At 69.1% G+C, this 20,819-nt stretch carries 20 protein-coding genes; 14 read left to right on the forward strand and 6 right to left on the reverse strand.

The genetic code is table 11. The annotated features are described in order from the left end of the window. The first annotated feature begins 2 nt into the window (after window positions 1-2). The 4 genes from J1C47_RS16170 to J1C47_RS16185 all read left to right on the forward strand — a co-directional run bounded on the left by J1C47_RS16170 (window position 3) and on the right by J1C47_RS16185 (window position 3,357). Entirely contained in the window at window positions 3-1,298 is a 1,296-nt protein-coding gene (locus J1C47_RS16170) for a cytochrome b (RefSeq protein WP_207351819.1), read from the forward strand. Between the two features lie 23 nt (window positions 1,299-1,321). Further along, window positions 1,322-2,251 (forward strand): cytochrome c1, encoded by a 930-nt coding sequence (locus tag J1C47_RS16175; protein ID WP_207351820.1) that lies wholly within the window; start codon window positions 1,322-1,324, stop codon window positions 2,249-2,251. A gap of 219 nt (window positions 2,252-2,470) precedes the next feature. Beyond that, window positions 2,471-2,791 carry a heme-degrading protein HmuQ gene (hmuQ, locus tag J1C47_RS16180; protein ID WP_207351821.1) on the forward strand — a complete coding sequence of 107 codons (321 nt, stop codon included), beginning with the start codon at window positions 2,471-2,473 and terminating at the stop codon, window positions 2,789-2,791. Between the two features lie 23 nt (window positions 2,792-2,814). Continuing rightward, complete coding sequence (locus J1C47_RS16185) at window positions 2,815-3,357, forward strand: adenine phosphoribosyltransferase (RefSeq protein ID WP_207351822.1); 543 nt, start codon at window positions 2,815-2,817, stop codon at window positions 3,355-3,357. Window positions 3,358-3,419: 62 nt separating this feature from the next. Here the strand turns inward: J1C47_RS16185 and J1C47_RS16190 are convergent, their stop codons facing one another. After that, on the reverse strand, window positions 3,420-4,145 hold the full coding sequence (locus tag J1C47_RS16190) for a GntR family transcriptional regulator (protein WP_207351823.1): 726 nt from the start codon (window positions 4,143-4,145) through the stop codon (window positions 3,420-3,422). Between the two features lie 205 nt (window positions 4,146-4,350). On the opposite strand from J1C47_RS16190, the gene J1C47_RS16195 reads away from it, so the two are divergent. The 4 genes from J1C47_RS16195 (at window position 4,351) to J1C47_RS16210 (ending at window position 8,007) form a co-directional block, all read left to right on the forward strand. After that, complete coding sequence (locus J1C47_RS16195; protein ID WP_207351824.1) at window positions 4,351-4,641, forward strand: UxaA family hydrolase; 291 nt, start codon at window positions 4,351-4,353, stop codon at window positions 4,639-4,641. Window positions 4,642-4,720: 79 nt separating this feature from the next. After that, window positions 4,721-5,899, forward strand: coding sequence for a UxaA family hydrolase (locus tag J1C47_RS16200; RefSeq protein ID WP_210382340.1), 1,179 nt, complete (start codon window positions 4,721-4,723; stop codon window positions 5,897-5,899). Window positions 5,900-6,082: 183 nt separating this feature from the next. Further along, complete coding sequence (locus J1C47_RS16205) at window positions 6,083-7,015, forward strand: NAD(P)-dependent oxidoreductase (protein ID WP_207351825.1); 933 nt, start codon at window positions 6,083-6,085, stop codon at window positions 7,013-7,015. Next, window positions 7,012-8,007 (forward strand): Ldh family oxidoreductase, encoded by a 996-nt coding sequence (locus J1C47_RS16210; RefSeq protein WP_207351826.1) that lies wholly within the window; start codon window positions 7,012-7,014, stop codon window positions 8,005-8,007. Before J1C47_RS16205 ends, J1C47_RS16210 begins: the two co-directional genes overlap by 4 nt. A 33-nt stretch (window positions 8,008-8,040) precedes the next feature. Here J1C47_RS16210 and J1C47_RS16215 read toward each other — a convergent pair whose 3' ends face one another. Then, window positions 8,041-8,778 carry an FCD domain-containing protein gene (locus tag J1C47_RS16215; protein ID WP_207351827.1) on the reverse strand — a complete coding sequence of 246 codons (738 nt, stop codon included), beginning with the start codon at window positions 8,776-8,778 and terminating at the stop codon, window positions 8,041-8,043. Window positions 8,779-8,914: 136 nt separating this feature from the next. On the opposite strand from J1C47_RS16215, the gene J1C47_RS16220 reads away from it, so the two are divergent. The 6 genes from J1C47_RS16220 to J1C47_RS16245 are packed head-to-tail and all read left to right on the forward strand — an operon-like array spanning window position 8,915 to window position 16,400. Then, entirely contained in the window at window positions 8,915-10,414 is a 1,500-nt protein-coding gene (locus tag J1C47_RS16220) for an ABC transporter substrate-binding protein (RefSeq protein WP_207351828.1), read from the forward strand. A 14-nt stretch (window positions 10,415-10,428) separates the two neighbouring features. Continuing rightward, window positions 10,429-11,271 (forward strand): ABC transporter permease, encoded by an 843-nt coding sequence (locus J1C47_RS16225; protein WP_245396609.1) that lies wholly within the window; start codon window positions 10,429-10,431, stop codon window positions 11,269-11,271. A gap of 5 nt (window positions 11,272-11,276) precedes the next feature. Next, window positions 11,277-12,197 (forward strand): ABC transporter permease subunit, encoded by a 921-nt coding sequence (locus J1C47_RS16230; protein WP_207351829.1) that lies wholly within the window; start codon window positions 11,277-11,279, stop codon window positions 12,195-12,197. Further along, complete coding sequence (locus J1C47_RS16235; RefSeq protein ID WP_207351830.1) at window positions 12,194-13,555, forward strand: M20/M25/M40 family metallo-hydrolase; 1,362 nt, start codon at window positions 12,194-12,196, stop codon at window positions 13,553-13,555. The genes J1C47_RS16230 and J1C47_RS16235 overlap by 4 nt, the downstream gene beginning before the upstream one ends. Further along, the gene (locus tag J1C47_RS16240) at window positions 13,552-14,541 is read left to right on the forward strand and encodes an ornithine cyclodeaminase family protein (RefSeq protein WP_207351831.1); all 990 of its coding nucleotides are present in this window, start codon (window positions 13,552-13,554) and stop codon (window positions 14,539-14,541) included. Before J1C47_RS16235 ends, J1C47_RS16240 begins: the two co-directional genes overlap by 4 nt. Window positions 14,542-14,564: 23 nt before the next feature. After that, window positions 14,565-16,400, forward strand: coding sequence for a dipeptide ABC transporter ATP-binding protein (locus J1C47_RS16245; protein WP_207351832.1), 1,836 nt, complete (start codon window positions 14,565-14,567; stop codon window positions 16,398-16,400). Between the two features lie 69 nt (window positions 16,401-16,469). On the opposite strand, the gene J1C47_RS16250 is transcribed toward J1C47_RS16245, so the two are convergent. The 4 genes from J1C47_RS16250 to J1C47_RS16265 form a co-directional block, all read right to left on the reverse strand. Continuing rightward, on the reverse strand, window positions 16,470-17,384 hold the full coding sequence (locus J1C47_RS16250; RefSeq protein ID WP_207351833.1) for a hydroxymethylglutaryl-CoA lyase: 915 nt from the start codon (window positions 17,382-17,384) through the stop codon (window positions 16,470-16,472). 185 nt (window positions 17,385-17,569) lie between these two features. Further along, on the reverse strand, window positions 17,570-18,646 hold the full coding sequence (locus tag J1C47_RS16255; protein ID WP_207351834.1) for a tartrate dehydrogenase: 1,077 nt from the start codon (window positions 18,644-18,646) through the stop codon (window positions 17,570-17,572). A gap of 75 nt (window positions 18,647-18,721) precedes the next feature. After that, a complete protein-coding gene (locus tag J1C47_RS16260; protein ID WP_207351835.1) occupies window positions 18,722-19,231 on the reverse strand; it encodes a tripartite tricarboxylate transporter TctB family protein in 510 nt (169 codons plus the stop codon). Next, window positions 19,215-20,759 (reverse strand): tripartite tricarboxylate transporter permease, encoded by a 1,545-nt coding sequence (locus J1C47_RS16265; protein WP_207351836.1) that lies wholly within the window; start codon window positions 20,757-20,759, stop codon window positions 19,215-19,217. The genes J1C47_RS16260 and J1C47_RS16265 overlap by 17 nt, the downstream gene beginning before the upstream one ends. Between the last annotated feature and the right edge of the window lie 60 nt (window positions 20,760-20,819).

Genomic DNA, 20,819 nt, shown 5'->3' on the forward strand with positions numbered 1-20,819 from the left:
CGATGAGTGGTCATTCTTCCTACGTCCCCTCGAAAGGGGTCATGCAGTGGCTGGACGCGCGGCTGCCGCTGCCGCGTCTGTTCTACGATTCCTTCGTCGCCTATCCGGTGCCGCGCAACCTGAACTACGCCTACACCTTCGGCGGCATTCTGGCGCTGTTCCTCGGCGTCCAGATCCTCACCGGCATCGTGCTCGCCATGCACTATGCGGCGAACTCGGCGATCGCCTTCGATTCGGTCGAGAAGATCATGCGCGACGTCAACTGGGGTTGGCTCCTGCGTTACATGCACGCCAACGGCGCCTCGTTCTTCTTCATCGCCGTCTACGTCCACATCTTCCGGGGCCTCTATTACGGCTCCTACAAGGCGCCGCGCGAGGTGCTGTGGATCCTCGGCGTCATCATCTTCCTCCTGATGATGGCGACGGCCTTCATGGGCTACGTCCTGCCCTGGGGCCAGATGTCGTTCTGGGGCGCGACGGTGATCACCAACTTCTTCACCGCCTTCCCGCTGATCGGCGATCCGATCCACCAGCTGCTGCTCGGCGGTTTCGCGGTCGACAATGCGACGCTCAACCGGTTCTTCTCGCTGCACTACCTGCTGCCGTTCATGATCGCCGGCGTGGTGATCCTGCACGTCTGGGCGCTGCACGTCACCGGCCAGACCAATCCGACCGGCGTCGAGGTGAAGTCGTCGAAGGACACCGTGCCCTTCACGCCGCATGCGACGATCAAGGACGGCTTCGCCATGGTCGTCTTCCTCGCGCTGTTCGCCTACATGGTGTTTTATCTCCCGAACTATCTCGGGCACCCGGACAACTACGTCGAAGCCAACCCGCTGAAGACGCCGAGCCACATCGTGCCGGAATGGTATTTCCTGCCTTTCTACGCGATGCTGCGGGCGATCACCTTCAACATCGGGCCGATCGATTCCAAGCTCGGCGGCGTCCTGGTGATGTTCGGGTCGATCCTCGTCCTGTTCTTCCTGCCCTGGCTCGACACGTCGCGGATCCGCTCCACCGCCTTCCGGCCGATGTACAAGATCTTCTTCTGGATCCTCGTCGCCGATTGCGTCTTCCTCGGCTGGCTCGGCTCGAAGCCGCCGGAGGGCGTCTATCCGGCCCTCGCCCTGGCCGGCACGATCTACTATTTCGGCCACTTCCTCATCGTCCTGCCGGTGCTCGGCCTCGTCGAGACGCCGAAGCGGCTGCCGGGGTCGATCACCGAGGCGGTGCTCGCCAGGAACGGCGGCGGCGGAACGCCGGCCGGGGCCGCTGCGGCGCCGGACACCAAAGGCTGAAGCGTAGCGTGGGGGAGAGATCGATGAAGAAACTGTTGCCGGCCCTTCTCGCCGCGGGCCTTGCCTTCGCGCCCGCCGCCTTTGCCCAGGACGGCAAGGGCCCGAACGAGAACTCGGCGTCCGAGCAGGCCGCGGCAGGCCAGGATCCGGCCGCGGAGGAGGCCGAGGAGGGGCACGCCGAGACGCCGCACTATCCGCTGAAGGAGCCCGAGGAGCTCGACTGGTCCTTCGCCGGTCCGTTCGGCCACTGGGATCTCGCCCAGCTGCAGCGCGGCCTGAAGGTCTACAAGGAGGTCTGCTCGGCCTGCCACGGGATGAAGCTCGTCGCCTTCCGCAATCTCGAGGCGCTCGGCTACAGCGAGGAACAGGTCAAGGCGTTCGCGGCCGAATACACCGTGCAGGACGGGCCGAACGGCGACGGCGAGATGTTCGACCGGCCGGGCATCCCGTCCGACTACTTCCCGTCGCCCTTTCCGAACCCCCAGGCAGCCGCGGCGGCGAACAACGGCGCGGCGCCGCCGGACTTCTCGCTGCTCGCCAAGGCGCGGGCGGCAGAGCGCGGCTTTCCGACCTTCCTGTTCGACCTCCTCACCCAGTATCAGCAGGGCGGGCCGGACTACATCCACGCGCTGATCACCGGCTACGGGCAGGAGCCTTCGCCCGCCGTCGAGAAGTCGATCCAGCCGGGCACCTACTACAATCCCTACTTCATGTCGGCGCCGGCGCTCGCCATGCCGCCGCCGATCTCGGACGGCCAGGTGGAATACGCCGACGGCGCGCCGCAGACCGTCGACCAGTATTCCCGCGACGTCGCGGCCTTCATGATGTGGGCGGCCGAGCCGCATCTCGTCGAGCGCAAGGCCACCGGTTTCGTGACGATGATCTTCCTCATCGTCTTCGCGGGACTGCTCTATGTGGTGAAGGGCCGGGTCTGGGCCGGCACGCCGCACTGAGGGCAGTGGGCCGGAGGCCTCGCCGGAGAGACATGACGCGACGACGGGGAGCTTCGGCTCCCCGTTTCGTTTCGCGGCTCGCGCGACGCTCCTTCCGTGGGAGAGCAACCGCCTTGCGGCGCAGGCACGGCGGGAACGAGCTTGCATTCCGCCGGTCGAGGGTCGAAAACCGCTTCGGGCGCCCGGAGGGGCCGCCGAGACGAGACGAGAGGGCGTTTCATGTATATCGCGATGAACCGGTTCAAGGTGCTGCCCGGCGCGGAGTCGGAGTTCGAGCAGATGTGGCTCAACCGGGATTCGAAGCTGAAGGAGGTTCCCGGCTTCGTCGAGTTCCACATGCTGAAGGGGCCGGAGGGGGAAGGTCACCGGCTCTATTCGTCGCATACGGTGTGGGAGAGCCACGAGGCATTCCTCGCCTGGACCCGCTCCGAGGCCTTCCGCTCCGCCCATGGCGGCGCCGGCGGCACGCGTCCGCTCTATGACGGCCACCCGAACTTCGAGGGCTTCGAGGTCATCCAGACGATCGGCGGCGCGGCCTGAGCGGCGCGCGGGACACAAGTGCCATGTCCGACACGTCGATCGACTTCGTCTCCGCCATCCGGACCATCCCGGACTATCCCAAGCCCGGCATCATGTTCCGGGACATCACGACGCTGCTCGCCGACCCCGAAGTGTTCCGGGCGGCCGTCGACGCGATGGTCTCGCCCTACAAGGACCAGGGCGTTGCGCTGGTCGCCGGCATCGAGGCGCGCGGGTTCATCCTCGGCGGGGCGATGTCGCACCAGCTGTCCGCCGGCTTCGTGCCGATCCGCAAGAAGGGCAAGCTGCCGCACGAGACGATCCGCGTCGCCTACAGTCTGGAATACGGCGTCGACGAGATGGAGATGCACCGCGACGCCGTCGCGCCGGGGACGCGGGTGCTCCTGACCGACGATCTGATCGCCACGGGCGGCACCGCCGAAGCGGCGGTGAAGCTGCTGCGCGAACTCGGCGCCGAGATCGTCGGCGCCTGCTTCGTCATCGATCTGCCGGAACTCGGCGGCCGGCGCCGGCTCGAGGCGCTGGGCGTCTCGGTGAAGACGCTGGTCGCCTTCGACGGGCACTGACTCCCGCGACGGTGCGGGCACGATGACGCGCCGCGCACGGTCGAGGGCTCCCTGCGGCCCGGCTACAGTTCCAGCCGATAGTGGAACCGCTCGGTCGCACAGAGCGAGTGGCGGTGCTCGACGGGCGTGCCGTCGAGCGCCAGGGCCAGCCGCTCGATCGCGAGCAGCGGCGCGCCGACGGCGCAGCCGAGCCGCTCGGCCGCCGTGGCGTCGGCCGGGCTCGCCTTGAGCTTTTCGCTGGCCCGCGCGACGGTGATGCCGAATCGCTCCGAATAGAGCGCGTAGACGTTGTTCGGGATCGTCTCCATCTCGCCGAGGCCGGCGAACCGTTCGAGCGGCAAAGTGATTCGTTCCGAGATCACCGGCGTGCCGCCGAGATGGCGAACGCGTTCGATCCGCCAGACCTCCGCCCCGGTCGCAAGGCCGAGGATCGCGCGCTCCGCCTCGCTCGCCGCGCCGCGCGTCCGCGCCACCACCCGGCTTTCGGGAAAGATCCGCCCGCCGTCGTCTGAGGCGAGGCGGAAGAACTGGAACAGGATGCGGCTTTCCTCCGGCAGGGCGACGAAGGTCCCGCGCCCCTGCCGCCTGACCAGCAGGTGCTCCGCCGTCATGGCGTCGAGGGCCTTGCGCACCGTGCCCTGGCTGACGCCGAGTTCGCCGGCGAGCTGGAATTCGCTGGGCAGCATCGCGCCCGGCAGCCAGGCGCCGTCGATCAGCCGCTGGACGAGCGTGTCGCGGACCTGCCGGTAGAGCGGCGCGAATGCCGGGCCTTGTCTCGTTTCGCTCATCGTCCTTCCGTCGATTTGGCACGCCGCCGCTTGTCCGGGCCGCTTCTTCGGCTTGACAGCGCCGCCGTGTTCTAATTTATATCTTATATAAGACATCAGAGTTCGGGCAAGGCGTTTCCGTTGCATCCCGTGGAAGAGTTCGCCTCTCGCGGGAGACGGGGCCGCCTCCCGGCCTCCGGGCCGCAAAGCGAAGGGAGAACCCCGCATGACTGAGCATCCGCAGCTCCTCGTCCACGACCACAAGGACAACGTCGGCGTCGTCGTCGTCGAAAACCTCAAGGCGGGCACCGACATGCTGTGCGTCGTCACCGAGGACAACTCCTCCTTCCGCATGACCTGCGACGACGACGTGCCGATCGGCCACAAGGTGGCGCTGAAGGATATCGCGAGCGGCGACGTCGCGGTGAAGTACGGCGAGGACATCGGCCGCTTCAAGGCCGAGGTGAAGAAGGGCCGCCACGTGCACGTCCACAATCTGAAGACCAACCGCTGGTGACCGGCCGGCCGGCGCCGCGACGAGCCGCGCGCCGACCTTTCGAACGCCCGAGACCAACACGCTCTTTCAGGAAACCGCCATGCCGATCGACACCAAACGCAAATTCATGGGCTACCGCCGCGAGAACGGCCGGGTGGGCGTGCGCAACCACGTCGTCATCCTGCCCGTGGACGACATCTCCAACGCCTGCTGCGAAGCCGTCGCCAACAACATCAAGGGCACCCTCGCGCTGCCGCACGCCTATGGCCGGCTGCAGTTCGGCGCCGACCTCGACCTGCATTTCCGCACGATGATCGGCACCGGCGCCAATCCGAACGTCGCGGCCTGCATCGTCGTCGGCATCGAGCCCGGCTGGACGCAGAAGATCGCCGACGGCATCGCCGAGACCGGCAAGCCGGTGGCCGCCTTCTCGATCGAGCAGAACGGCGACCTCAAGACGATCATGGACGTGTCGCGCAAGGCCCAGCAGTTCGTGCAGTGGGCGACCGAAGTGCAGAAGGTCGAGTGCGACGTCTCCGAGCTGTGGATCTCCACCAAGTGCGGCGAGAGCGACACCACCACCGGCCTCGGCTCCTGCCCGACCGTCGGCAACATGTACGACAAGCTGATCCCCGAGGGCATCTACGGCGTCTTCGGCGAGACCTCCGAGATCACCGGCGCCGAGCACATCTGCCAGAAGCGGGCGGTCGACGAGGAGGTCGGCGAGCGCTGGTACAAGATGTGGAAGTCCTATCAGGACGACGTCATCTTCGCCCATGCGACGAACGACCTGTCGGAGAGCCAGCCGACCAAGGGCAACATCGAGGGCGGCCTGACGACGATCGAGGAAAAGGCGCTCGGCAATCTCGAGAAGATCGGCCGCGAGTGCAAGTTCATCGACATCCTCGAGCCGGCCGAGGCGCCGCAGAAGGGCAAGGGCCTCTATTTCATGGACACCTCCTCCGCCGCGGCGGAATGCGTGACCCTGATGGGGGCGGCGGGCTACGTCATCCACACCTTCCCGACCGGCCAGGGCAACGTCATCGGCAATCCGATCGTCCCGGTGGTGAAAATCTCCGCCAATCCGCGGACGCTGCGCACCATGTCGGAGCACATCGACGTCGACGTCACCGGCATCCTGCGGCGCGACATGACCATCGACCAGGCCGGCGACGCGTTGATCGAGATGATCATGCGCACCGCCAACGGCCGGCACACGGCGGCCGAGGCGCTCGGCCACCGCGAATTCGTCATGACCAAGCTCTACCGCAGCGCCTGATCGGAAAGACGGGTCGGCGTCCGGGCGATCGGGCGCCGGCCTTTCCGCAGTACGCCGTCAGCCGGCCTCGGCAGCGCCTCTTCGGGGCGTGAACAGGCGCGGGGCCTGGGAGCGGGGCGTTCCAGCGAACGCCCGACGAGCGCCCCGCCATCGCCCCGACCGCAAACTCGACAGGAGCCCCTCATGCCCGAGGTCGTCATTTCCGAATTCATGGACGAGGCGGCGGTCGGCATGATCAGCGCCCGTCACGACACGCTCTACGATCCCGACCTCGTCGACCGGCCGCAGGATCTCGCCGCCGCAGCCGCCAAGGCGCGGGCGCTCGTCGTGCGCAACCGGACCAAGGTCACGGCGGCTCTCGTCGAAGCCGCGCCGATGCTCGCCTGCGTCGGCCGGCTCGGCGTCGGGCTCGACAACATCGATCTCGAGGCCTGCCGGGCGCGCGACGTCGCGGTCTATCCGGCGACCGGCGCCAACGACGTCGCGGTGGCCGAATACGTGGTGACGGCCGCCCTGTCGCTGCTGCGGGGCGCCTATGACGCCTCCTCCGAGGTGGCGGGCGGCGGCTGGCCGCGGCAGCGGCTGATCGGGCGCGAGGCCATGGACAAGCGCCTCGGCCTCGTCGGCTACGGCGCCATCGCCCGTCAGGCGGCACGGCGTGCCCGCGTCTTCGGCTTCTCGATCGCCGCCTTCGACCCGTTCCTACCGCAGGACGACGCGGCGTGGAACGACTGCGAGAGGCTCGATCTCGCCGCTCTCCTCGAACGCTCGGACGTCGTCAGCCTGCACGTGCCTCTGACGCCGAAGACGCGCCACATGATCGACGCCGCGGCCATCGACGGCATGAAGCAGGGCGCGATCCTGATCAACACGGCGCGCGGCGGGGTGGTCGACGAGGCCGCGCTCGCCGAGGCGCTGAAGGCCGGCCGGCTGGGCGGCGCGGCGCTCGACGTCTTCGAGACCGAGCCGCTGACCGCCGAGGCGGGTGCGAAGTTCGCGGGGATCGCCAATCTCGTCCTCACCCCGCACATTGCCGGCGTCACCGACGAATCGAACGTCCGCGTGAGCCGCGTGACCGCCGAAAACGTTCTGAAGCATCTGGAGAATCTGTCGTGACCACGACGCTTTCGATCGCCGAGGCGGAACGCCTCGTCGCTGCCGCCATGCAGCGGGCCCGCACCGGCGAGGCACAGGCGGCGTCCGTCGCCCGGGCGTTGGTCGCGGCAGAGGCCTCGGGGCAGGGCGGCCACGGCCTCAGGCGCGTCGAAGCCTATTCCGCCCAGGCGAGGGTCGGCAAGGTCGACGGCTTCGCCGCGCCGGAGCTCGATCGCGTGCGGCCGGCGGTGCTCGCCGTCGACGCGGCAAACGGCTTCGCCTATCCCGCCTTCGACCGCGTGGTCGAGGAACTACCCGCCATCGTCGCCGAGACCGGCATCGCCGCAGCGGCGATCCGCCGTTCCCACCATGCCGGCGTCCTCGGCCTCACCGTGGAGCGCTTCGCCGAAAAGGGCCTCGTCGCGCTGATGGTCGCCAACGCCCCCGGGGCGATGGCGGCCTGGGGCGGCACGAAGCCGCTCTTCGGCACCAACCCGATCGCCTTCGCCGCGCCGCTCGACGCTGCCGACCCGCTGGTGATCGACCTCTCGCTGTCGAAGGTCGCGCGCGGCAAGGTGATGGCCGCCCGGCAGAAGGGCGCGGCGATCCCGGAGGGCTGGGCGCTCGACCGGGAAGGCCGCCCGACCACCGATCCGGAGGCGGCGCTCGCCGGCACCATGGTGCCGATGGGCGACGCCAAGGGCGCGGCGCTGGCGCTGATGGTGGAAATGCTGGCGGCCGGCCTCACCGGGGCGAACTACGCTTACGAAGCCTCTTCCCTGTTCGACGACAAGGGCGATCCTCCGGGGCTCGGGCAGTTCCTGATCGTCATGGATCCCGCCGCGCTCGGCGGGGCCGGCGCGGTGCGGCGCCTGACCGACCTTGCCGGAGAGATCGCCGGCGAAGCCGCCACCCGTCTTCCGGGCCGGCGGGGCCTCGAGGCGCGGCGCAGGGCGGCTTCCGAGGGCATCGTGGTCGAGGACGACGTGATGGCGGCGATCGCCGCGGTCTGACCCCGGCAGCGCCCGCCGGTGCGGACCGGCAATTCAGTTCATGTCACGCCGTCTGGCAGCGCCCCGCGGGGCCGAGGGTGGCGTCCGGCGCCTGGCGATGGCATCGAGCACGCGCCGCGCGCCGTCGTCGATCGCATGCTCGATCGCCTGACGCGCGGCATGCGGTTGCCGCTGGCGCAGCGCCTTCAACAAATCGTCGTAATTCGTGTGTTCAGTGATTGTGCGGCGGTCGCCGTCGTACAGGTAGTTGAAACCAGGGCCGGCCTTCAGCCAGAGCAGCTCGATCACCCGCTCGAGCGTCGGCATGTCGGCAGCCTGATAGAGCACGAAGCGGAATTCCTTGTTGAGCCGCAGCGCGAGATGATGATCGTCGGCGGACTTCTCGGCGAGATACTGGCCGAGCAGGCTCTCCATCTGCGCGATCGCGGCCGGCGAGATGCGTTCCGCGGCCTTCGACGCCGCCAACCCCTCGACGGCTTTGCGCACCTCGCAGATCTCCGAATACTGCTCCCCGGTCAGGTTCGGCACGCGAAAGGATTGCGACGGTTCGGCCGTCAGCACCCCCGAGGCGACGAAGCGCACCAGCGCTTCGCGCACCGGCGTGATGCTCATGCCCAGATTGTCGGCGAGTTCGCGGGTGACGAGGCGGGTGCCGGGCTTCAGCCGGCCTTCGATCAGGGCCTGTTGCAGGGCCTCTTCGACATGGCTCACCAGGCTCTTGCGGGGCGCCACGGAGAGCGCTCCCAATCCCGTCGGTGCATCGTCGTCCACCCGATCTGCCTCTTTCTTGTCGGTTACGCCGGTCCGCGCAATGCTTGCGCGAAGAACTACAGTGTATGATTGTATGGCAGTTCGATCCGGCCGGTAGTCGCCGGCCGGGGCCGCCGATCAAGGGGAAGCACCCGTCATGAGATCGTTCCAGCGCGTTGCTCTGAGTCTTGCCCTGTTGCTTCTGCCGCTGTTTCCGGCGAGCGCGAAGGAGAGTGCGATCACCATCGCCCGGTCGGTCTCCACCACGGCGATGGATCCGGGGTTCCTGCGCGAGGCCGCGACGATCGTCGACAACGTCTTCGACACGCTGGTGATGCGCGACGCCGACATGAAGCTGGTTCCGGGGCTCGCGGTGGCGTGGCGTCCGCTGGACGACACGACGTGGGAATTCGATCTGCGCAAGGACGTGAAGTTCCACGACGGCGAGGTCTTCGACGCAAACGCAGTCAAGTTCACCATCGATCGCATCCTCGACCCCAAGGCGAATTCGCCGACTCTCTCCTACATCCGGACGATTGCCAGCGTAGAGGTTGTAACTCCCTACACGGTCCGCGTGAAGACCAGCGGGCCCGATCCGCTGCTGCCGACGCGCATGAGCCGCTACCCGACCTACATCGTGCCGCCGCGCTACGTGCAGGAGGTCGGCAACGACGTCTTCGCGGCAAAGCCGGTCGGCACCGGTCCCTACGCATTCGTCGAGTTCGTCCCCGACCGGCACGTCATCTTGCAGGCGAATCCGGACTACTGGCGCGGCAGGCCCGCGATCGATCGGGTGACCTGGCGGGCGATTCCCGACGGCACCGCCCGCATCACGGCGCTGCTCACCGGCGAGGCCGACATCGTCGAGAACGTGCCGGTCGACCTCGCCCCGATGGTCGAACAGAGCCCCGACGCCGATCTCGTCAGCGTCAGGAACGGCGGCCTGACGGTCTATCTCGGCCTCGTGATGAAGGACGCCCCGCTCGACGAGCTGAAGGTGCGGCAGGCGCTCGACGCGGCGATCGACCGCAAGGGCATCGTGGACAACATCCTGCGCGGCATGGCGACGCCCAAGGGCACCCAGGTCGGACCGGCCGACTTCGGCTATGTCGACATCCCCCCGACGCCCTACGACCCGGAGAAGGCGCGGGCGCTCCTGAAGGAGGCCGGCCATCCGGACGGCTTCACCGTCAAGATGCAGTCGACCCACCGCTACATGAAGGACGGCGAGGTGGCGCAGGCGATCGCCCAGCAGTTCGGCGACGTCGGCGTCAAGGTCGATCTCGAAGTCCTCGACTGGTCGGTCTACACCCAGCAGGTCCCGCACACCGGGCCGATCTTCATGCTGGGCTGGGGCTCGACCCAGACGCTCGATGCCGACGCGGCGGTCTATGCGATCATGAAGAGCGGCGAGCCCTATTCGGCCGCCAACGTGCCGGAACTCGACGCGCTGCTCGACGAGAGCCGCAGCATCGTCGACCCGGAACGGCGCAGGAGCGTCCTGGAAAAGATCCAGAAGGTCGCGGCCGAGACGGTTCCGCTGCTGACGCTCTACCAGGAAGACGCCCTCTACGGCAAAGCCAAGGACGTCGAGTTCGTCGGCCGGCCCGATGCGCGCATCCCGGTCTACGAGATCAGGCGCGCCGATGCCGAATAGATGATGCCGGCGCAATGATGACCCGGCTCCTCGCCGCACGGGAGAACGCCGATGCCGTCCTCGCCATGGCACTTCTCGCCTGTGTCGCCGCGCTCGCCGTCCTCGTGCCGCTGCTGTGGCCGCCGGATCCGCTGCGCGGGGTCCTGGCGGCGACCTTCCGGCCGCCGATGGCCGTGGTGGAGGGCGGCCTGCATCCGCTCGGGACCGACCAGCTCGGGCGCGACCTTCTCGCGCGGCTGGGCCTTGGAACCGCCATCTCCCTCGGCATCGTCGTCCTCGCCTCGCTGATCTCCGTGGTGCTCGGAACCTCGCTCGGCATGATCGCCGGTTATTTCGGCGGCTGGGTCGACGCCGTCGTCATGCGCGCCGTCGATATCCAGCTGGCGATCCCCTTCATCCTCCTCATCCTTCTCGTCGTCGCCGTGGTCGGTCCGTCGATTTCGAATCTCGTCCTCGTCCTCGGCGTCACCGGCTGGGCGATCTTCGCCCGGGTGGCGCGCGCCCGCACGCTCGAGATCCGCGAACTGGAATATGTCGAGGCCTGCCGGGCGATCGGCGTCTCGGACGCCGGAATAATCTTCCGCCACGTCCTACCGAACATTTTCGGGCCGCAGACCGTGCTCCTGACGCTCGATCTGCCGCGCCTCGTCATCCTCGAGGCCTCGGTCGGCTTCCTGGGGCTCGGCGTGCAGCCGCCGACGCCGACGCTCGGCAACCTGATCGGCGAGGGCCGCGCCTTTATCCTCCTGGCGAACTGGCTGGTGCTCTATCCCGGGCTGACGATCGGCGCCCTCGTCGTCGGCTGCAATCTCTTCGGCGACTGGCTGGTCCGCCGCGCCGACGCCAAGGCCGCGTAGCGGCGGTGAAGAGCCTTCGCTTCGTCGCCGGCCGGGCCGTGCAGGGGGTGATCGTGATGGCCGGCGTCTCGCTGATCGTGTTCTTCGCCCTGTTCCTGACCGGCGATCCCGCCGCGGTGATGATGCCGCCCGATGCGAACCGGGCCGAGATCGAGGCCTTCCGCCACGCCATGGGCTACGACGATCCGATCCTCGTTCAGTACCTGCGCTTCGTCGGCGGCGTCGCTTCCGGCGATTTTGGCCGCTCGCTCCGCTTCCAGCGTCCGGCCTTCGACCTTTTGTTCGAACGGCTGCCGGCGACGGCGCTCCTCGCCGTCACGGCGCTTTTGTGGAGTTCGCTGCTCGGCTTCGTCCTCGGCACGCTCGCCGCGGTCCGCAAGAACGGTGCGATCGACTTCGCCATCCGGGTGATCTCGCTCCTCGGCCAGGCGGTCCCGGTCTTCTGGCTGGGGCTCCTCCTGATCATCGTCTTCTCGCTGAAGCTGCGCTGGCTGCCGAGCGGCGGCATCGGCACCCCCGCGCAGCTCGTGATGCCGTCGCTCGCCCTCGGCGCCTATTATTTCAGCGCCATCACCCGGCTGGTGCGGGCGAGCCTGATTGAGGTGCTCGGCGAGAACTACATCCGCACCGCGCGGGCGAAGGGCACGAGCGAGTGGCGGATCGTCGTCCACCATGCCATGCGCAACGCGCTGATTCCGGTGATTACGGTGCAGGGCATGTATTTCGCCTCGCTGCTCGGCGGCGCGCTGATCACCGAGATCATCTTCGCCTGGCCGGGGATCGGACGGCTCGCCGTCGATTCGATTCAGACCAAGGACTTCCCGGTCGTGCAGGCGGTGGTGCTTTTCGCCGCCTTCGTCTTCGTGGTGACGAACTTCCTCGTCGACGTCGCCCATGTCTTCCTCAATCCGAGGGTGAGGTTGTGACGGCGGATTTCGGCGATCTGGCAGGGCGGGCGCTCGATCTGACGCAGGCGTGGTGCGCCATCCCTTCGGTGCGCGGCGACGCCGCCGCGCTGGCGCGCCAGGCCGGGGCGCTGTGCTCCTTTCTGCGGCAGGAGCTCGGCGCCGAGATCGTTTCGGCGCAATCGAGCCGCGACCGGCCGCCGGTCGTCCATGCCCGGCTCGACGTTGGCGCATCCCGGACCGTCATCCTCTACAACATGTACGACGTCATGCCCGCCGATGCCGCCGGCTGGCAGGTGCCGCCCTTCGAGGGCGGCATCGTCGCGCTGGAAGATGTCGGGCCGTGCTTCGTCGCGCGCGGCGCCGAGAACAACAAGGGGCCGCTCGCCGGCATGCTGCAGGTCGTCGCGGCGCTCGCCGCAAGGGGCGCGCTTGCGGTCAATGTCGAGATCCTGCTGGAGGGCGAGGAGGAGAGCGGCAGCGGCGCCCTCCGCGACTATCTCCTCGACGAGGACTGCCCGGTCCGGCCGGCCGCCGGCGGGCTGTTTCCGTCCTTCTGCGAATATGGCGGCGGCCCGCCGCGCCTCTATCTCGGCTTTTCCGGCATCGCCAAGGGCAAGATCCGCGTCGAAGGCGGGGCGTGGGGCGGGCCGTCGGCGGCGATCCATTCGAGCAACGCCCCCTGGATCGCCAATCCCGCCGGCCGGCTCGTCGAGGCGCTGGCGCGTTTCGGCAATGCGCCGACCGGCCGCCTCGGCGGGATCGCCCTCGACGACGAGGCGCGGCGGATCGTCGAGGATCTCGCCGCAGGGTTCGACCCGGCCGCCGAGCTGCGCTTCCGAAACACCGCGCGCTATGCCCTCGACGGCGACGCGGCGGCGCTTCTGACAGCGGTGCTGACGACGGCCTCGGCGACGATCTCCTGCCTCGCCACCGAGCCCTCGGGCGGCGACGCCGTCATTCCCTCGGCGGCGGAGGCGGGCTTCGACCTGCGCTGTCCGCCCGGGCTCGATCCGGCGGCGTTCGTCGCGGCCTACCGCCGGCTGCTCGCAGTCGAGGAGCTGGGCGGTGTCTCCGTCACCCTTGCCGACAGCTATCCCGGCCATCGCTTCCCGCGCCAGGCCGCCGGGGTCGGGGCGCTCCTTGGCGCCTACGGCGAGACCGCCGCGGCGCCGCAGCTCTGGCCCTGGGCGATCGGCGCGGCCCCGGCCTACGCCTTCGCGCGCCATACCCCCTCCTTCCTGATCGGTGGGGCGGGCCGCGGCGGCAATGCCCACGGGATCGACGAATTCCTGACCCTCGAAGGCTATCCGCGCTTCCTGAAGTCGCTCGCCCTCTGGCTCGATGCCATGGGCCGCGGCGCGGAGGAGGGTCGATGATCGCGCTCCGCCACCTTTCGCGTTCCGACGTCCTTTCCGCCGGCGGCGGGGATTTCCGCCTCGCCCTCGACGACGTATGCGACGCGACGCGCCTGTTGCAGTTCGGAGAGGCGGCGATGGTCGCCGAAACCGTCATGCCGCTCGGCGCCGATCCGCGCGACAACGCCTATGGCCTGCCGGCGCGGCTCGGCGGCCGCTTCGACGCGGTCGGCCTGAAATGGGCGATGCACCGCTCGGCGCCGATCGCGGACCTGCCGAGCGTCGTCAGCACGACCCTCGTCAGCCGCCTCTCGGACGGCCGGCCGATCGGCCTCGTCGAGAGCGCGCTTCTGACGCGCATGCGCACCGCCGCCGTCACCGCGATCGCCATGGCGATGCTGCCGACCGACGCGATCCGCAGCGTCGCGGTGCTGGGGGCAGGCGAGCAGGCGCGCGCCCATGTTTCGATGCTGCGGGCGCTTCATCCCTCGCTGGCGAGAATTTCCGTCTGGAACCGCACGGCGGCGAGACGCGACGCGCTCGTCCGGGACTTCGCCGCTTCCGAAGGGAAGCCGATCCCGGCGGCGGCCGACACCATCGCCGGGGCGCTGGAGGGGGCGGAGGTTGTGCTCTGCTGCACCAACGCCCCCGAGCCGCTGCTCGGCGCCGAAGCGGTGGCGCCCGGCCGGCTGATCGTGCAGATCGGCTATCACGAGGTCGCCTTCGCGGCGATCGAGGCCTCGGATCGGGTGGTCGTCGACCTCTGGGGCGATTTCGCCGAAACGAGCGCCAAGAGCCTCTTCCGGATGTACCGCGCCGGGCGGTTCGCGCCGGGCCGTGTCGACGCCGACCTTGCCGGTCTCGTCGTCGACGGGTGGCGTCCCGAACCGGGCGCCTCGGTCTATTTTTCGAGCTTCGGCCTCAATCTCTTCGACATCGCCCTGGCCAGCCGCGTCCTCGCGGCCGCCGAACGGCACGGCCTCGGCGCCGTGCTGCCGCTGCTTTGACCCGCGCCCCGCAGACGGCGGCGGTGAACGAGCCGGTCGTCAGGGTCGAGGATCTTTCCGTCGCCTTCTCCGCCCGCGGCGCGTGGCGAAGCGTCGTCGCCGGCGTCTCCTTCGCGATCGGGCGGCGCGAGACGCTGGCGCTGGTCGGCGAGTCGGGCTCGGGCAAGAGCGTCACGGCCCTTGCGATGATGCGCCTCTTGCCCCGCGGCGCCACCCGCACGACGGGGCGCGTGCTGCTTCACGGCCGCGATCTCGTGGCGCTGCCGGAAGCCGGCATGCGGGCGATGCGCGGCAACGCGCTGGCGATGATCTTCCAGGAGCCGATGACCAGCCTCAATCCGTCGCTGACCGTCGGCGACCAGATTTCCGAGGTGCTGCGCCAGCATCGCCGCATGCGCTTCGCGCAGGCGAAGGCCGAGACGCTGCATCTCTTCGACAAGGTGCGCATCCCGGCGGCGGACCGCCGTTTCGGCGAATATCCGCACCAGCTCTCCGGCGGCATGCGGCAGCGGGTGATGATCGCGATGGCGCTCGCCTGCCGGCCGAAGCTGCTGATCGCCGACGAGCCGACCACGGCGCTCGACGTCACGATCCAGGCCGAGATCCTCGCGCTGATCAGGCGGCTGCAGGAGGAGGAAGACCTCGCCGTCCTGTTCATCACCCACGACATGGGCGTCGTCGCCGAACTTGCCGATCGCACCGCCGTGATGTCGGCGGGGGCAATCGTCGAGAGCGCCGAGACGGCGCGGCTCTTCGCGGCTCCCCGGGAGGCCCATACGCGGATGCTGCTCTCCGCCGTGCCGAGGCTTGGGTCGATGCGCGGGATCAGGCGTCCGGCGCGGTTTCCGCTCGCCGGCGCCGCAGGCGGCGAGGCGGTGGCCGAGGAAGACGTGAACGGCGGGCCGGCGGCCACCCCCGACGGCACGGGCTTGCCCGATGCCGGCGCGCCGCCGCTCCTGAAGGTCCGCGGTCTCACCGTCCGCTTCGACAGTTCGTCGGGCTTCTTCGGCCGGAGCACCGCCCGCGTTCACGCCGTCGAGGACGTCTCCTTCGACATTCGTCCCGGCGAGACCCTGGCGCTCGTCGGCGAATCGGGCTGCGGCAAGTCTTCGACGGGGCGCGCGATCCTGCGTCTCGTCCGCGCGCATTCGGGCGCGGTGGAGTTCGCGGGGCGGGACGTCCTCGCCCTGCCGAAATCGGACCTCGGCTTTCTCAGGCGCGACGTCCAGATGATCTTCCAGGATCCCTTCGCCAGCCTCGACCCGCGCATGCGCATCGGCGCGGCGATCGCCGAGCCGATGCTCGTCCACGGCGTCGCCTCGCGCCGGACCGTGCCGGAAAGGGTCGCGGAGCTCTTGGCAGAGGTCGGGCTGGAGGCGGCGATGGCGGACCGCTGGCCGCACGAATTTTCCGGCGGCCAGCGCCAGCGCATTTGCATCGCCCGCGCCCTCGGCCTGGCGCCGAAGCTGATCATCGCCGACGAGGCGGTCTCCGCCCTCGACGCCTCGATCAAGGCGCAGATCGTCAATCTGATGCTCGACCTGCAGCGCGATCTCGGCCTCGCCTTTCTGTTCATTTCCCACGACATGGCCGTCGTCGAGCGGATCAGCCACCGGGTCGCGGTGATGTATCGCGGCGAGATTGTCGAGATCGGTCCGCGCGCGGCGATCTTCGAGAACCCGCAGCACGCCTATACGCGGCGCCTGCTCGCCGCCGTCCCGGTTCCCGACCCGGCGCATAGGGGGCTTCGCCGGATATTCGACGACGCCGATCCGCAACCCCCGCTGCGGGCTATGGGCGATCCGCCGGTGCGGCGCCGGTGGCGGACGGTCGCGCCCGGTCACGCGGTGCAGGTCTGAACGGTCGGCGCCGGCGCGGTGGGCCGGTGGATGCGGCCGTTCCCGGCGTGCGGTGGTGCTGCCCGGTGTTCAGCCGGAAAGCGCGCGCCGGCGCGGAACCTCGCGCAGATGGCTCGCCGTCCGCGCCCCGGGGAGCGCCGCGATGCGGTCGGCGGCGGCGAGCAGCCTTTCGCGGTCGATGCCGGTGGCGATGCCGCCCTCCTCGAAGGCGAAATGCAGGTCTTCGGTCGCGGTGTTGCCGGTCGCGCCCGGGGCGAAGGGACAGCCGCCGAGCCCGGCCGCCGCGCCCTCGATGATCGTGGCGCCGGCGGCGTGGGCGAACAGAGCGTTGGCGACGCCCATGCCGAAGGTGTCGTGGCCGTGGAATGCCCAGACCATCTCCGGCGGCGCCTCGGCCATCACCTTCTCGAAGCGTTTGGCGACGGTCGTGGGGTCGGCGCGGCCGGTGGTGTCGCAGAGCGCGAACTCGGCCCGCGGGGCGATCGACGCCGCCCGTTCAAACAGCCGCCGGACGTCGTCGAGCGGCACCGTCCCCGTGAACGGGCAGTCGAAGGAGGTCGACAGGTCGACGCGGAGCCGCTTCCCGGCATCGCCGGCCTCGGCGACTATGGCGCGCAGCTGTTCGAGCGATTCGGCGACCGACTGGCGCACGTTGTTGCGGTTGTGGGCCTCGGAGACCGAGACGACGAAGACGAGATCGCGGTAGCCCGCCTGAAAGGCGAGGAGCGCGCCCTTGGCGTTGGGCACCAGAACCGACAGCCGGCAGGTCTCCTGGTCTCTGAAGCGGGCGGCGATTTCGGCCATGTCGGCCATCTGCGGCACGGCCCGCGGGCTGACGAAGGAGCCGAGCTCCATCCGCTCGACGCCCGCGGCGATCAGCATCTCGACGATGGCGATCTTCTCCTCGGTGGGTAGCGGCTCGGCGATCGACTGGAAGCCGTCGCGCGGCGCGACTTCGAGGAGCGTGACGGCGTGCGGCCTCATCGGCGACCTTTCTCGCTGCACCGCGCCTGGCCTCCGCGGACCGCCGCGAAGACCCCGGCATCCTCTCGATATGGGGCGCGGCGGGCGTTCCGGAAGCCGCCGCCGGCCGCCGGACCTCCGGGGCCGCCCGGTCGGATCGGCCGTCCGGGTCGGGTCACTCCGGGCGAGGGGCGGGGAGGCCGGCGTCAGCCGGCGGCGACGACGCTCGCGATCGCTGCGCCGCATTCGGCGGTGTTGGCCTTGCCGCCCATGTCCCTGGTGCGCGAGGCGGCGTCGGCGATCACCGTCTCGATCGCCGCGATCACCGCCTGAGCGGCCTGCGGGTGGCCGAGATGGTCGAGCATCATCGCCGCCGACCAGATCTGGCCGATCGGATTGGCGATGCCCTTGCCGGCGATGTCAGGGGCCGAGCCGTGCACCGGCTCGAACATCGAGGGGAAGTCGCGCTCCGGATTGATGTTCGCCGAAGGGGCGATGCCGATCGAGCCGGCGACGGCGGGGCCGAGATCCGACAGGATGTCGCCGAAGAGGTTCGATCCGACGACGACGTCGAACCAGTCGGGATGCTGGACGAAATGCGCCGTCAGGATGTCGATGTGATACTGGTCCGCCCGGATTTCCGGATAGTCGGCCTTCACCGCCTTGAAGCGCTCGTCCCAGAACGGCATCGTGTGGACGATGCCGTTCGACTTGGTCGCCGAGGTGACGTGCTTCTTCGGCCGGGTCCGGGCGAGGTCGAAGGCGTAGCGCAGGATCCGGTCGACGCCGCGCCGGGTGAAGATCGCCTCCTGGATGGCGATCTCGTCCTCGGTGCCGCGATAGAGCCGCCCGCCGGCCTCGGAATATTCGCCCTCGACGTTCTCGCGCACGACGTAGAAGTCGATGTCCTCCGGCCCGCGGCCGGCGAGCGGGCTGGTCGTGCCCTTGAGCAGCCGGACGGGGCGCAGGTTCACATATTGGTGGAAGGCGCGGCGGATCGGGATGAGCAGGCCCCAGAGCGAGACGTGGTCCGGCACGTCCGGCCAGCCGACGGCACCGAGGAAGACCGCGTCATGCGTCCTGAAGCGCTCCAGCCCGTCCTCCGGCATCATCCGGCCGGTCTTCTTGAAGGTCTCGCAGCTCCAGTCGACCTCGTCGAACTGGAACGAGATGTCGAAACGCCGGCCGACCGCCTCGAGGACGCGCATGCCTTCGGGCACCACCTCCTTGCCGATCCCGTCGCCGGGAATGGTCGCGATCCTGAAAGCGTTGGTCGGTGACATGGAAGGGGCCTTTGCGAGATCGCGTCGAAGGTTCGTCGGCGAGAGTTCGTCGGAATGGATGGGCCGCCGCCGGGCTCAGAAGAACAGGCCGCGCGGCATCGGGATGAGGAGCACGTTTGCCATCAGGAGGTAGAAGGCGGTGAGGATCACCAGCCCGATCACGGCCAGCGCCGCGACCTCCTTCGCCGAAACGCGTTCGTGGATCGCGACGGCGGTGATCGCGAGGAAGGCGAGGAGGCTCGCGACGAAGAAGCCGAGCACAGGGATCAGCCCGACCCAGGCCGCCATCATCAGAAGGAAGAGGATGCGGCGGACGATCGAGCCGCCTTCGCCCCGGACCGCTTCCTCGGCCTCTCCCGGCGCGGCGCGGCTTTTCAGGCCGATGACGACGTTGCGCAGGATCAGGATGGCCGAAAAGACGATCATCGCCGCCGAGATGGTGATCGGGAAGACCGAGCCCATCGGCGTCATGCCGCCGGTCTGGGCGATCAGGAAGGCGCCGAGGACGACGAACAGGACGGCGACGCCGGTCCCGGCCGGATCGTGCGGCATGAAGGAGCGATGCGCTTCAGCTCGGTGTGCCATTGCGGCTCTCCACGACGATGTCCGTCCGCGACCGGCGGGCGCGTGCGGCGCCGATCGCCTTGGCGATGTAGGGATAGAAGAGGGTGAGAAGGGCGAAGGCGACGATGACCAGCGAGATCGGGCGGCCGAAGAACATGCCGAGGACGTTGTGCTGGGCGTTGCCGATGAGATAGCTCTGAACGTAGCCCTGCTCGGCGATCTGTCCGAGGACGAGGCCGAGAACGATGGGCGAGGGGGCGAAGCCGGCGCGGTTCAGCACCCAGCCGATGGCGCCGAGGCCGAGCATCACGGCGCTGTCGCTCAGATTGTTGTGGATCGCGAAGGAGCCGATCACCGTCATGAAGGCGATGGTCGGCACGAGCGCCGCCTTGGGAATGGCGATAATGCTCTTGTAGGCGTAGCGGCCGACGAGGAGCCCCACCGGCAGCATGATCAGCGTGCCGATGATCAGCCCGAAGATGAAGGTGTAGACGATCGGGCTCTGGGCGGAGAACAGCGCCGGGCCGATCTTGATGCCCTGCACCAGCAGCGCGCCGAGGATCACCGCGTCCGGCGGCGTTCCCGGAATGCCGAGGACGAGGGTGGGGATGAAGCCGCCGCCGACGGTGGCGTTGTTGGCCGATTCCGTCGCGATGATGCCGCCGGGTTCGCCGGTGCCGTAGCGCTCGGGATGCCGCGAGGCGCGGCGCGCCTCCGAATAGGAGACGAGGCTCGCCACCGAGCCGCCGGCGCCGGGCAGGATGCCGACGAGGGTGCCGATGATCGAGGACCGCAGGAGGTTGAACTTCTCCCGCCAGCTGATCGACAGCGCCTCCCCGAGGCGAAAGCCGGTCTGTGCGCCCTCGACCTTCAGATGCGGATCGCGGGTCGCGACGAGGTCGATCAGCACCGGGATGCAGTAGAGCCCGATCAGCCCGGCGACGATGTCGATACCGCCGAGCAGCATGTGGCTGCCGAAGGTGAAGCGCACGTCCGCGCCGATGACGGCGACCCCGACCATCGACAGGAGCAGGCCGAAGCAGGCGCCGATCAGGCCTTTCATCAGGTTGCCGACCGAGAGCGCCGAGATCAGCGTCAGGCCGAAGACGGCCAGCCAGAAATATTCCGGCGGCCCGAAGGCGAGCGCGACCCGGGCGAGCGGCGGCGCGAGGAACATCAGCATCAGCGCGCCGACGAGGCCGCCGAAGACCGAGGCGAGGGTGGAGAGCGAGACCGCCAGCGCGCCGTCGCCGCGCTTTGCCATCGGAAAGCCGTCGAAGGTGGTGGCGATGGCCGAGGGGGTGCCGGGCGTGTTGACGAGAATCGCCGAATAGGACCCGCCGTAGATCGCGCCGGTGTAGATCGCCCCGAGGACGATGAGGCCCGATGCCGGCTCCATGGTGAAGGTGAAGGGCACCAGCACCGCCACGGCCATCGTCGCCGAGAGCCCCGGCAGGGCGCCGATGACGATGCCCGCCAGAACCCCCACGAAGGCCAGCAGAAGGTTGAGCGGGGTCAGCGCCTCGGCGAGATAGACCAGCTTGTCCATGACGGTCGCCTCGAAATCCTTGCAAACGAGGGGGCGGGGTCCGGGAACGCCGCCCCCCGA

Origin of the sequence: Jiella sonneratiae (assembly GCF_017353515.1) — a bacterium.
Lineage (GTDB): Bacteria > Pseudomonadota > Alphaproteobacteria > Rhizobiales > Rhizobiaceae > Jiella > Jiella sonneratiae.

What these genes read in the sequence shown, in the direction of transcription:
- J1C47_RS16170 (WP_207351819.1), top strand. Translation starts at nt 3, where the DNA reads ATGAGTGGTCATTCTTCCTACGTCCCCTCGAAAGGGGTCATGCAGTGG.
- J1C47_RS16175 (WP_207351820.1), top strand. Translation starts at nt 1,322, where the DNA reads ATGAAGAAACTGTTGCCGGCCCTTCTCGCCGCGGGCCTTGCCTTCGCG.
- hmuQ (WP_207351821.1), top strand. Translation starts at nt 2,471, where the DNA reads ATGTATATCGCGATGAACCGGTTCAAGGTGCTGCCCGGCGCGGAGTCG.
- J1C47_RS16185 (WP_207351822.1), top strand. Translation starts at nt 2,815, where the DNA reads ATGTCCGACACGTCGATCGACTTCGTCTCCGCCATCCGGACCATCCCG.
- J1C47_RS16190 (WP_207351823.1), bottom strand. Translation starts at nt 4,145, where the DNA reads ATGAGCGAAACGAGACAAGGCCCGGCATTCGCGCCGCTCTACCGGCAG.
- J1C47_RS16195 (WP_207351824.1), top strand. Translation starts at nt 4,351, where the DNA reads ATGACTGAGCATCCGCAGCTCCTCGTCCACGACCACAAGGACAACGTC.
- J1C47_RS16200 (WP_210382340.1), top strand. Translation starts at nt 4,721, where the DNA reads ATGCCGATCGACACCAAACGCAAATTCATGGGCTACCGCCGCGAGAAC.
- J1C47_RS16205 (WP_207351825.1), top strand. Translation starts at nt 6,083, where the DNA reads ATGCCCGAGGTCGTCATTTCCGAATTCATGGACGAGGCGGCGGTCGGC.
- J1C47_RS16220 (WP_207351828.1), top strand. Translation starts at nt 8,915, where the DNA reads ATGAGATCGTTCCAGCGCGTTGCTCTGAGTCTTGCCCTGTTGCTTCTG.
- J1C47_RS16225 (WP_245396609.1), top strand. Translation starts at nt 10,429, where the DNA reads ATGATGACCCGGCTCCTCGCCGCACGGGAGAACGCCGATGCCGTCCTC.
- J1C47_RS16240 (WP_207351831.1), top strand. Translation starts at nt 13,552, where the DNA reads ATGATCGCGCTCCGCCACCTTTCGCGTTCCGACGTCCTTTCCGCCGGC.
- J1C47_RS16250 (WP_207351833.1), bottom strand. Translation starts at nt 17,384, where the DNA reads ATGAGGCCGCACGCCGTCACGCTCCTCGAAGTCGCGCCGCGCGACGGC.
- J1C47_RS16255 (WP_207351834.1), bottom strand. Translation starts at nt 18,646, where the DNA reads ATGTCACCGACCAACGCTTTCAGGATCGCGACCATTCCCGGCGACGGG.
- J1C47_RS16260 (WP_207351835.1), bottom strand. Translation starts at nt 19,231, where the DNA reads ATGGCACACCGAGCTGAAGCGCATCGCTCCTTCATGCCGCACGATCCG.
- J1C47_RS16265 (WP_207351836.1), bottom strand. Translation starts at nt 20,759, where the DNA reads ATGGACAAGCTGGTCTATCTCGCCGAGGCGCTGACCCCGCTCAACCTT.